Here is an 11,415-nt window from a genome sequence, read left to right as displayed (position 1 = left end):
TGAAAGTGATCCGATGAGAGAACGCGGGTAAAGCCTGCCTGTTCTGCCCTTTGGGCATACTGCAGCAGTTGACTAGGCGGAAATTGTTCATGAGAGGCGTGATAACCAATCTGTACCATGACGACTCTTCCCCGGTAATTTACTGCGGTTTACTATGAACAAGGCCCCAGCACCGCCAGACCAGATGCGCGTGACCCACCGCAAGTCTCTGTAAGTACAGAGCGATACCGAGGGTCATCACTAGAAGCATCAGTAGCGGTCGGAGTCCCAGCGCTCAGCGTGGCAGTGCCCGACTAGTCGCTGAGAAACTTGCCTCAGAGCTAGTGTTAAAGCGAGGGCGCCCCGCAGCATGGCGTCGAGAGCCGCTGTAGTCACGGTTAAGCGGCAGGGCAGCGGCTTGAAAGGCAGGCAGAACCAAACCAAGCAGGAAAAGCACAAGCGTGCAGGACAAAACTTTCCTGCATGGACTAGAGAGGACCTTACCGACACTTTGCTCAAGCTGATAGAAAAATCCCTATGCTTGCCATGCAGCTGTGATGCAAGCGCACCACTGAGTTTGAAAGCGTGTGAAAATCAGAGAGTCCAGCGCTCAGGCCTGAAGCAAGGGCAGCAGCCAGAGCAACGACCGCACTCGGAAAGGAGCCGGTGCCGGTGCAGCCGGTAAGGAAGCGAGTGGCTGTGCACCGGATGGCGCTTGCTGACTGTCCACATAGCGATCGTACGCTTTTAGGAGCCTTTGAGCACGCTCTCTGTTGGTGCTGATCATGCCGAATTCCTCACTGGCTTAGTTTGAACTTATAGTCGCAATTTCCTGCTTAGCCTTGCGTCTTTCCAATGATTGAATACCTCGCTACCGAGCGACAGAGACTGGGTGTGAATGAGCCAAAGATCTGGCGCCCTTTGCCAACAAGTGGTGTCAGCTTGCCAAGCTAGCACCTGTCAGCGTTTTAGGCGTTTGGTCTACTTCTAATCACTGCCGCATCAACACAGTTCATCTCAGGTGATTAGAGTCCAAAACCGTAGCCTAGAGGTATATTGACTGCTGGCGCCACTCATTTGCAAATCATGCCAGATCTTGGCTTTTCACGGCTTTAGGTGAAAAAGGCGTAGCCGCTGATCTTGATTACGAAACTGCTAGGTTGCCAAGCTGTTGCAGAACCCAGATCACCAAAACCTGGGAAGAACCCAGATCTCTTGCTCATTCACACCAAGGTACAGACGATGATGACTCCATCCACTCAATACAGCCATCACTAATGGCAGATACAGATGGCCCACCTGTACTCTTGTTGCACCGCCAAGGCACTTTACAGCTGTTCAAGCGCACCCTTTAGCGTTGGCAAGGCTCGTTAGTCTTGTACCTCTGAACAATGAGAAAGGGCTAGCGAAACTCGGTGGTTTTTACATGAATAATCAAGAACAGAAAAACCAAAAACAGTCAGCATTTTTTGGCAAAGAGCAGGCTTCGTCTTATGAACAGCAATGGGCAAAATCAGCCCCTATTCGTGATGCGCTTCATCTCCTTCTTCGCATCAGGCTTTCAGAACTTCCCAAGGACGCTCTCGTTCTCTGTGTCGACATGGTATACAACCAATGAAGAGGGCGTGCTCAACAACTAGGCTGTTAAACTCAAAGTTTATTCAGCTACCTATCCCTCACCTAAAGATCAGCAACACTACACCATCCAAGCCGTAATCGAAGCTGGTCTCGTTTCCTCAGTTTATTGACTGCCTTCTCTATGCGCGCAAGCGACTAGGAGTAGTCTTCTCTACTCCGGCTGTCTTAAAAACTGTCTGCACTGTATGTTTGCCCTAGCTTTACGGCTGGGGCTTTTGTCGTTTAATTAGGCAATCACAGTGGGCTCATGCATTCAAGCTTTAAGAGAGCCGCACCTTGAAAGTGCGGCATCATATACAGACTCTCATGGAACGATCAATAAAAGCTTTGTTTCAGCCCCTGTAAAGGTTTCAGGCTGCTCACTTTTTGAAACGCATTTGTTGCTAATAGAGGCTTCCCACCCTGCACGTTTTTCCTGTACTAGCTCAAGAGTCATTTTGTTAGAGTAGCTGGCTGGACAAAAAGTCATTCTGTAACAATATTTTTGCCCAGTATTTTGTGTTTGAACGCCTCTTTGCTTTCTGTTACAAAATGTCTAACTCTTGTTTGCTAATTAATGCTCCGTAATAACAGCTAAATCCTCAAAAAGCGCTCTCCTTTTTGGGTGATAGTCCTCGGTACAAAAGTATAAGGAAGACCTTATGGTCTTTGGAAAGCGGCTGTTACAGGCTTTGTTCTGCTCTTTCAGCGCTTCTTCTATATCTTTTGTGTTACTGAGGAAATTCTTCTATGACGACTTCTCTTAGTCCTGCTTCTTCAAGTAGCTGTTTTTGGCTCGATGCCTTTCAGGCTCCTCGTACTCGTTTCTTAATTACGAATGCAGCGTTTCTACTAACAATTAAGTTTGGCATTGAAGGGTTTTTCTTTAATGCGCTTTGTGTGCTGCTTGCCTGGGGTCATGTCTACCCTCACCAACTGCTTAGAATGTCCCGCTCCGCTGAGCGGTTCCTCAACCGGCGTCGTTGGAGCCCGATCGGTTCAATGACTCTGCTGCTTTGTGCCGTTGTGGCAGTTATCGCGCTGGTTGGTCATACCGAACCTGCAAGCGCTCAGTTCTTTAATCAAACCGAGACCTGGATGAAATCAACACTGGGCAAAGGTGCAGCTGGTTCCGGTGGCAACGTTGCCGACATGATTGCTTTAACCTTCAACGTGCTGCGTGGTCTGTTCGTGATTTACCTGGGCATTTCCCTAGTCAAGGTGATCCAAAACGCACGTGACGGTGAAGACTGGCAAACCCTGGCAAAGACACCGTTGATCATTCTCGTGACGGTCACGCTAGGCGATGTCTTGGGTGGGCTGATCACTGGTGGCGGTAGCGGTTCAGCGAAAGCTTAAGCCAGTTTCACTTACGGAGGTAGAGCTTTTATGACCGAACGTCACCGCACTGTAAACCAAGCGTTGGGATTGCAACCACGCTTTGGCCCTATTCCTTCCGATCAACTGTTCCCCTGGCTAGCGATCGCGTTCACCTTCTACTTGGTCTTTAACCAAGCGTTGCGTTTTTCCTGGCTTTGGACAGGACTGCTGATTGTTTGGGCATGTGGTACCTGGTGGCTGCTGACGGGTTCGCGTTCCTACCGCTTTCTAGGCAAGTTCATTGCCGCTCCGCATTGGACACGGGGGCGGGAACGGTACCGCCCCCTCCAATCAATCATTGCTGAGCAAGAGCGTTTAGTCCTCGAACGACACGCACTCCGTTCTCAAAAGAAGACCCGAGCAAAACAGAAAGCGGGCAGTACCCACAAAAAACGTTCTTAAGTTGATTCCTTCTTATTTGCTGTGAGCGCCCCATATGAAAACTCAAAAACGTCTTGGTAAGCAAAAGGTGACGGTACTCGCCGGTGGGAAAGCGGTCAGCTTGACTGCCATGGAGGATTCGTTAGACCTCCAATTTCCGTTGCATTACGACTTACGTGGTCGGTCAACTGGTGCCTTAGTCTTGGGTAAAGGTCAAGCCAAAGATCGTCTCAAGTTCGTTTTTGGGTTTGAGTGCAAGGGGATTCACTCTACTTTGAGGGACAGCCAGATCGAGACTGCCTTTGACAAGCTGGAATCGGGTCTGAAAGACTTGCCACCGGGTGAAACGCTAACGATTCATTTTGGTTCCTTCTCGTCTGACGCTAGCCGTCAACGACGACTCACGGAAATTGCAGCCGGTGCGTCGTCTGACGCTTTAAAGTTCTTGCTTTATAGCGAAAAGCAACGGATTCAAGAACTGACTCAAACAGGCATGCGTAAGCCCAAGTTCTTGAAGCTCTACGTTACTTACACGATTGACCCAGATACCCACGGAGCGACTGACCCGATTGAGCGACTCACCAAACGTGGGTTGTCGTGGTGGAATAAGTTTACCGGGCAACTGGAAGAAGTTGAACAAGTGCGCTTTGAAGACTTGTTCACGAAAGCCTTTACAGACGGGTTCCAGATCTGGGAGCAGCTACTCGGTAACAAGCTCGGTCTGGATGTGCGTCCTATGGACGAAACCATGTTGTGGCAAAACCTTTGGAGTCGACTCAACCAGACCGACGCACCCCCATTGCCTCAAGTAGTGACCATGAGTGAGCAGGGCTTGTCAGAAGTTGTACGTTCTGACATTCACCCTACAACCCTGCTGCTAGAGTCACAAGAAACAATGCCGGTTGCTGATCGTGCCTGGGCACACGTCAACGGTAAGTTTGTCGGTGCTTTGACCTTCGTTGACAAACCTGCGGGTTGGGCCAGCAAAGACGACCAATTACGTTACTTGTGGGACTTGCTGTCACGCGACAACGTGACTGACACCGAAGTGTTTTGCCAACTACAGCGAGCAAATGAGGCGTTAGTCAAAACCAATATGCAGCGACTGACCAAGCAATCGATCGTGTCGTCGAATTTGGCGACGTCTAAGAATTCGGTTGACGTAGCTGCCCTCTCTAAAGTGCGGAAGGCAGTGGCAGCTCAAGAACAACTCTATGAAGGTTCAGTGCCACTGCACACGGCTGTAGTGATTCTGGTGCACCGTGACTCGCTGGACGACCTTGATGAGGGTTGCCGTTACCTGCAGTCGTGTGTGCGTCGTCCTGCCTGGATTGACCGTGAGCTGGAATATGCCTGGTTGATTTGGCAGCAGACGTTACCTGTCTGTTGGGACTCGATGCTAATCCGTCCCTTCAATCGCCGTTTATGCTACCTCACAGGCGAAGCACCAGGCTTCATGTCATTGGTACTACCCCAAGCAGCGGACGAAGACGGCTTTGAGCTGATCTCAGACGAAGGTGGCGTACCGCTTTACATTGACCTCTTCAACCAGCATCGTCACCTGGCTGTCTTTGGTACCACCCGTTCAGGGAAGTCGGTCATGATTTCAGGTTGGCTGACTCAAGCTCTGAGCCGCAAAATTCCGATTGTGGTCTTAGATTTCCCGACAGACGGAGCTAGTACGTTTAAGGACTACGCAGCCTTCCTGGGTCCTGAGACTGGGGCATATTTCGACATTGGTACAGAGCGAAACAACCTTTTTGAAATTCCCGACTTGCGATCGCTCTCCATGGAGCAAGCGCAGAACCGCATGCAGGACTACATTGCCTTCCTTGAATCAGCGCTCATGACGATGATTTTGGGCGGCGACAGCACGACACCAGAAATGCTGGTGCTGAAGCGGACGATTCGGGCACAAATTAACCTGCTGCTGGGCAAGTTCTTCAACGACCCTGAAATTGACCGTCGTTACCTTGACGCCATGAATGCCGGTGTTGGCACTGCACTGTGGAAGCAAATGCCCACCATGCGTGACTTTCTCGGCATTTGCACTTTAGACAATGTTGGTTCTGGGGTAGCAGACGACCCAGACATTCGACGGGCAATGGGCTTCATTAAGCTACAGCTAGAGTTCTGGTTGAACTCCCGTGTGGGTCGAGCCATTTCGGAACCGTCAACGTTCCGCACTGACGCACCGCTGCTTGTGTTCGCTTTGCGGAACCTGACTGAAGACGACGACGCAGCCATTCTTGCCCTTTCGGCTTACTCTGCTGCTCTACGTCGGGCACTCTCGTCACCAGAGTCCATTTTCTTCATAGACGAGTCACCCATTCTGTTTGAGTTCGACCAAATTTCAGAGTTAGTCGCCCGGTTGTGCGCTAACGGTGCGAAAGCCGGTGTACGGGTGATCTTGTCTGCTCAAGACGTCGACACGATCGCTAAGTCACCGTCTGCCTCCAAAATTCTACAAAACCTTTCAACACGGCTGATCGGGCGCATTCAGCCGAATGCTGTCGCTAGCTTTGTCAAATACCTGAACTACGACGAGTCGATTATTGCGCGGAATGCGACAGCTTCATTCTTCCCCAAGCGCGAGGGCATTTACTCACAGTGGTTGCTGGACAACAATGTCACCTTCACCTTTTGCCGCTACTACTCGCCGTACTTCCAACTCGGCATTGTGGCAAACAACCCACATGAACAACGGGCTCGCGATGCGTTCGCCGCTGCTTACTCTGATCGCTTTACAGCCGTAGCCAAGTTTGCGACTGAGCTTTGTGCAAGCCTGCGTGACGGTCGTAAAATGCGCCTCCCTAAACCACGTACTGCGATCGCAGCCGCTCCAACCACTCTAAAAGTTGCACCTGAAATTGCAGTTGCTCCGGTCGCTGTAAACGTCCTGCCTGAAGCAGTGGTGGAAGCTCCTGGCAGTCAAGCGGTGGTGGTAACAACGTCGGTGTCTGAGTCTTCCCTGTCTTTAGAGGCAACAGAACCAGAGGTCGAAGTTGAAGCCGCCCAGGAGGAACAGCTAGTTGCACTTGAGCCAACCTGGTCGGTCATCACAGCGCCTCCCTTTAACGGTAATGCGGTCACGTTCATACCGTCTGTTACCCCGTCAGATTCTAATGCTTCCGTGCCTGAGCCAGTTCCAGATTTGACCAGTGTTGGTAGCGCCGTTTAGTGCGCCTGTTTTGTCGGTGTTTGGAGTCCAGTTCTTGTCCTTAGTCTTTTTGGAGGTTGCGGTGGTACGTCAGGTTTCAGTTCCCTTTTCAGTCAAGCAAAACCCGGTTTCCCTGCCGCCATCGGTGCGGTCCCAACGCCGGACAGGTCTTAAAGCAGCGGCAGCCGTTGTATCAGGCGCTTTGTTGTCAGCGTCATTTGGTTTAGCGTCTCCTGGCTTAAGTCAAACATCGTTCAACCCTGGTGCTTCTAGCCCTACTGTTACGTCCACTTCTACTTCTAGTGCCTCGTCTGTGGGCAGCATTGGTGGTATGCAGCAGCAAGTCGAGCAAATTCAGGGGTTCGTAGGCGGCTACCTGAAGCGATTTGAAGCGTTAAAAGGTCAAATTGAAGGCGTTGTTCAAGACTACATTGGCGCTCTTGGAGACGACGTTTCCGAAGCCATTAAGAATGCACTTGGGGACTTGAACTTACCTGATCCTAACAAGCTGCTGAAGGGCATTTTGGGCGATAAGGATCAAGAGGGCAAACCCGTTGTTCAAGCTGAGCTAAACAACGTTAGTGGTGTAATGCCTTCCATTTTGAAAAACAATGCTGCGGCCCCTTTGCTAGCAGACCTTTGGGGACAAGCAAACTTCTCTACGGAAGCCCAGAAGGCAACCAAAGAAGACCTTCAAAACATTGAGAAGCAAGTCAAAGCCTCTCAGCAGGTCGCCTCTGCTTCCGAAAAGCTCACGACTCAGTCTACTCAAGCGTCAAGCACTTCTGGTCAGGCGGCGACAAAAGCGCAACAGCAGGCACAACAGGCACAGAAACGGGTTTCAACACAGGACGCGATTAAAGACCTCAACCTGACAGCTGCTACCTTGTCCAGCCAGTTGGCTGACGAGTCAAAACAGCTTGCGTCTCAGTCTAGTCAACTTGCTAGCTTGTCTCAACTGAACGCTACTCAAGTGGCTCTACTCGGTGATGCGTCTGCCAAGTTGAGCCAAGTCAATTTGGGCGTTGCGGCAGCGGTTACGCAGTTGTCCGACATGAACTCCCAAATGCACGGTGCTGAACAGCAACGCATTATTCAAGAAAACAGCCTGGTTGCTCAAACAGCTGAAGCCAGTGCCAAAGCCTTTCACCTCATTCGTTAGAGCCAAAATTATGCTGCCTTTTGTTTCCTTGTTCAGCCAGGTTAACTCCAATGCGGCTAGTGCCGGCATTCTCGGTGGTGCCGAAGTTATTAGCAAAAACGTGTCTGAAGCCTGGGACCGTACCTGGGACGTTGCCCTAAGTGGTGGTCTTTACGGCGCCATTAACAACATTGGGATTTTTCTTGCTGCTGGAGCATTGGTTTTCTGGTTGTTGGACTTTGTCCGTAAGTGGCTCTCAGACGAAGTAAATGGGCTTTGGGCTTTGCAAGACCTGGTCTGGCCGATCGTCATCATTCTGTTCACTGCCAATAACGGTGCCATGCTCTCTGGCTTCAGTCGTGGATTACGGGACACCTTGAACGACTTCACTCTCCAGGTAGTCCGTGTGGTTGCGGCAGAGCAAAACCTGGAGAAAACGCTCAACGAACTGGGTGATTACTCCATTATTCACGCGAAGTTGGTGACAGCTAGAGGTCAGTGCAACACGATCATTGAGAATAACAAGTTGACTCAATGCTTAGAAGAGCAAAACAAAGCATTACAGGGCATTCTTTCCGAGTACCAAAACACCTACGGCGCGACTCTGAAGCTGAAGCAGTTGCAGCAAATAGCGTCTGATAACTTCGGTACTCCGGGTAAGGCAATCAGCACTGTGTCTGGTCTTACACCGCCTGCATTGATCCTTAAAGGCGGCAGTGCCCTGGCTTCTAGTGCCACGGTAGGGGTAATTATTCTGTTCATGGCAGCATGCCAGTACTGCTTCCAGCAACTGATTGAAGTCTCCATGCTACTGACAGCGCTTATGGCTCCATTAGCCTTGTCGGCTTCGCTGCTGCCCTTCGGTGCCAAGCCAATTTTTGCATGGTTAACGGCGTTCTGGTCTCTCAGCCTTCTCAAGCTCTCCTACAACATTATTGCGGGTCTGACAGCGCTTTCAATTTACGAAATCTCTGGTACAGAAACGCTCGGTTCTGCCGTGTTCTTTGGTCTGTTTTCCCCTCTGCTAGCAATCGCCATGGCAGCCGGTGGCGGGTTAGCAGTTTTTAACGGCATTCTGGCTGCTTCCGGTGCTGGTGGTGCTTTAGCAGTCAGCAAAATAGCCGCTGTTGGTGGTGGCGGTGGTAGTGCGGCAGCGGCAGCAGCTAGCAAGGTCATTGGAGCTGCTGACTGAGGTTTACCCGCTTTGGTTTGCCCGTTTTGGTCGTTCATTCTTTAGTCCCACAGTCCAACACTCATTTCTGGAGTCCTTATGCGTTCGCTTTCCATTAGCAGGTCTGGTACTAAAGACGCCCGTAGCACTCTCGGCTTTTTCGTGCTTGCGTCTCTAGGCATACAAGGTTTTACTCTCCTTGCTCTTTTGCTACTGTTTGGTGCCTACATGGGCTTGTCCCGTAAAGCACCACCGTCTTTAGTGCAACTGGAGTCCGGCAAGACCATTGCAACGGCTCCTATGGACTCTGGTGAACGGACACCTGCGGTCATTCAGAAGTTTGTGCAAGACGAACTCACAATGCTCACCTCTGCAGTGGGTACGTTGCCTCCTTTAGACCCAAAAGTGCCGTTAGCCCCAGACCCAGGGGTTGTTATTAAGCTTCCGTCTGGCACTGCCAAAATTACCACGTTAGCAAGCTATGCCAGTTTCGGGCTTTCCGAAGACTTTCGGACGACTTACTTGCAAAAGCTGGCTGAACTAACCCCTCGCAACGTGTTCAGCCAGACAGAACGCCTGGTGTTGGTGGTGCAGGACGTCAGCACACCGCAACCGCTCAAAGACGGTCAATGGAAAGTGGTTGTGGTTGCCAATCTCGTGCGGTTTACGGCTGACAACCAAATTGGTGCGGGCATTCCCTACAACCGTGAAGTCTTTGTGCGTGCGATCACCGCTCCAACAGTGCTGCCTGTGACTTCCGAAATTGAGCGCCAAATTGCACAGGTGCGATCGGCTGGTCTAGAAATTTATGCCATGCGTGACTTTGACGCCCCCAACCTCTGACGTGACTAACCGCTAACGACTGTTTGCTGACTACCAACACTACGACTCGACTGACATGACTACTTTATTAGAGCTGAACAATAAACACGCCACAGACACGGACACAGACACAGAACCTGACTTTGAGTACGCACAGCCCGACGGAAACAGTTTCGGTAATGGCTTTGACTCTCAAGCGGAGTTTGACGAGGCTGGCGAAGAAGAATTACCACCGCCAGTTTCACAGGTTGAAGACGACGACGAAGCGTTTGCGCCGTCTTTAAACCTGTCTCAGTTAGCAGGCTATGACATAAGCAGCGAGGTACAGACATTACCTGCCTCTGCTCTACTGGACGACGACTCAGACGAGCTGCCTGATGCTGGTAAAGCTGCAGTAATTGCCTCTGGTGAAGAGGACGACGAGGAGGACATTGTTGATCCTCGTGCCGTAAAAACGAAACACGGCATTATTGGCAGTCCGTTCACTAAGTTAGCGGTCGTTGGGTCAGGCACGCTGGTCGTGATTCTGATGCTGGGTGCGTTTCTCTCTAGTGTTATGGGCGGTAAGGACGCTAAAGCACCGCTTGTGGTGACGTCTCCTTCTCTGGTGGCTGAAACGGTGACAGCGGACTCGCAGGCAGACGAAGTTGCTAAATACAAGACTCAATCAGCCCTGACGCGTCAAAAAGAGTTGCTGAATGGTGCGTCTAGCCCGAAACCGCTACCAACGACGCAACCGTCACCAGCGGCACCACAGAGAGTGAGTGAAGCTCCGGCACCTATACCTCTGGCTAGCCCAATGCCCATGCCAGCCGCTCCAGAAGCATTTGTCATGTCGTCACCAGTGCCAGCACCGTCACCAATTGCCACACCTGTTGATCCAATGGAGAAGTGGCGCATGGCCGCGACTATGGGTAGCTACGGTAATGTCCCCCCTGGTAGTGCTACTGGCGGTTCTAGCTTCAACAATGCACCGGTTAGTGCCCCAGCTTCAGCACCTCTAGCGTCTGTGTTGCCTGCTGCAACTCCGTCACCTGCTGCTACTGGTGGCGCTCGACCGTTGAGCCAACTGCGTGCTAGCTCCAGCACTCCTGGTTTGCGTGACCGTCCCTTGAGCGCTGTGCTTGTAGGTACAACAGCACTGGCTCAGACAACCACAGGTGTGGTTATGACGGGTGACAACACAACGCCTGTTAGCCCTGACAGCCCTTCCGCTATTAAGTACCTGGTGCAACTAAAGTCGGGTCTGAATGACGCGAACGGAGCGGTAGCAATCCCGGCTGGTTCCACTCTGGTCATGGTACCGCGTTCGTTCAGCCCTCAAAATGGACTGGCTGAATTTGTGGTGAGTTCAGTGCTCGTTGACAACAAGGAGTACACCGTACCGAAGGACACGCTTGTGGTGCGCGGCTCTGACGGTGGGTTAGTCGCCTTTGGCAAGCGCAACTCTGGTGGGGGCAGTTTAATCAAGTCGATTCTGCCATCCTTCTTTGCTGGTGTCAGCCAAGCCGGTCAAATTTTGAACCAACCGTCTTCTTCAGCCACCGTGTCAGGCGGCAATGTTAGCGCTACAACCACGTCCAGTAAGGCCAGTCCGTTGGCAGGTTTTGCTCAAGGGTTTGGTAGCAACCTGGCTCAGTCTCTACAGCAAAAAGCACAAGCAGCAAACCAAGCGGCGGCGAATGCCCCAGCGTCTTGGCAGCTCGGTGCTGGTACGGAAGTCAAGGTCTTTGTCAACGCTTCGTTTGAAATGTAGGTGTCACT

Annotated in this window: 9 protein-coding genes; 8 read left to right on the top strand and 1 reads right to left on the bottom strand. The window is 51.5% G+C overall.

What is annotated here, in order from left to right:
* Positions 1-589: 589 nt before the first annotated feature.
* On the bottom strand, positions 590-766 hold the full coding sequence (locus tag H6F86_RS05695; RefSeq protein WP_190447139.1) for a hypothetical protein: 177 nt from the start codon (positions 764-766) through the stop codon (positions 590-592).
* A gap of 639 nt (positions 767-1,405) precedes the next feature.
* Between H6F86_RS05695 and H6F86_RS05690 the strand changes: the two genes are divergently transcribed.
* The 8 genes from H6F86_RS05690 (at position 1,406) to H6F86_RS05655 (ending at position 11,407) form a co-directional block, all read left to right on the top strand.
* A complete protein-coding gene (locus H6F86_RS05690) occupies positions 1,406-1,597 on the top strand; it encodes a hypothetical protein (RefSeq protein ID WP_190447138.1) in 192 nt (63 codons plus the stop codon).
* Positions 1,598-2,346: 749 nt separating this feature from the next.
* Positions 2,347-2,955: a hypothetical protein gene (locus tag H6F86_RS05685; protein WP_190447137.1), complete on the top strand. Its 609-nt coding sequence runs from the start codon at positions 2,347-2,349 to the stop codon at positions 2,953-2,955.
* Positions 2,956-2,985: 30 nt separating this feature from the next.
* Positions 2,986-3,378 (top strand): hypothetical protein, encoded by a 393-nt coding sequence (locus H6F86_RS05680; protein ID WP_190447136.1) that lies wholly within the window; start codon positions 2,986-2,988, stop codon positions 3,376-3,378.
* 34 nt (positions 3,379-3,412) lie between these two features.
* Positions 3,413-6,538 carry a DUF87 domain-containing protein gene (locus tag H6F86_RS05675; RefSeq protein WP_190447135.1) on the top strand — a complete coding sequence of 1,042 codons (3,126 nt, stop codon included), beginning with the start codon at positions 3,413-3,415 and terminating at the stop codon, positions 6,536-6,538.
* Between the two features lie 34 nt (positions 6,539-6,572).
* Positions 6,573-7,679 carry a hypothetical protein gene (locus H6F86_RS05670; RefSeq protein WP_190447134.1) on the top strand — a complete coding sequence of 369 codons (1,107 nt, stop codon included), beginning with the start codon at positions 6,573-6,575 and terminating at the stop codon, positions 7,677-7,679.
* Positions 7,680-7,689: 10 nt separating this feature from the next.
* Positions 7,690-8,850 carry a hypothetical protein gene (locus H6F86_RS05665; protein ID WP_190447133.1) on the top strand — a complete coding sequence of 387 codons (1,161 nt, stop codon included), beginning with the start codon at positions 7,690-7,692 and terminating at the stop codon, positions 8,848-8,850.
* A gap of 78 nt (positions 8,851-8,928) precedes the next feature.
* Positions 8,929-9,672, top strand: a complete 744-nt coding sequence (locus tag H6F86_RS05660) for a hypothetical protein (protein WP_190447132.1) — start codon at positions 8,929-8,931, stop codon at positions 9,670-9,672.
* A gap of 55 nt (positions 9,673-9,727) precedes the next feature.
* Complete coding sequence (locus H6F86_RS05655; protein ID WP_190447131.1) at positions 9,728-11,407, top strand: hypothetical protein; 1,680 nt, start codon at positions 9,728-9,730, stop codon at positions 11,405-11,407.
* The last annotated feature ends 8 nt before the right edge of the window (positions 11,408-11,415 follow it).

The organism is Phormidium sp. FACHB-592, assembly GCF_014695795.1.
Lineage (GTDB): Bacteria > Cyanobacteriota > Cyanobacteriia > Leptolyngbyales > Leptolyngbyaceae > Stenomitos.
This window is presented reverse-complemented; position numbering and strand designations above follow the sequence as displayed.

Coding starts and splice junctions, on each gene's coding strand:
- H6F86_RS05655 (WP_190447131.1), top strand. CDS start 9,728: ATGACTACTTTATTAGAGCTGAACAATAAACACGCCACAGACACGGAC.
- H6F86_RS05660 (WP_190447132.1), top strand. CDS start 8,929: ATGCGTTCGCTTTCCATTAGCAGGTCTGGTACTAAAGACGCCCGTAGC.
- H6F86_RS05675 (WP_190447135.1), top strand. CDS start 3,413: ATGAAAACTCAAAAACGTCTTGGTAAGCAAAAGGTGACGGTACTCGCC.
- H6F86_RS05695 (WP_190447139.1), bottom strand. CDS start 766: ATGATCAGCACCAACAGAGAGCGTGCTCAAAGGCTCCTAAAAGCGTAC.
- H6F86_RS05680 (WP_190447136.1), top strand. CDS start 2,986: ATGACCGAACGTCACCGCACTGTAAACCAAGCGTTGGGATTGCAACCA.
- H6F86_RS05690 (WP_190447138.1), top strand. CDS start 1,406: ATGAATAATCAAGAACAGAAAAACCAAAAACAGTCAGCATTTTTTGGC.
- H6F86_RS05685 (WP_190447137.1), top strand. CDS start 2,347: ATGACGACTTCTCTTAGTCCTGCTTCTTCAAGTAGCTGTTTTTGGCTC.
- H6F86_RS05665 (WP_190447133.1), top strand. CDS start 7,690: ATGCTGCCTTTTGTTTCCTTGTTCAGCCAGGTTAACTCCAATGCGGCT.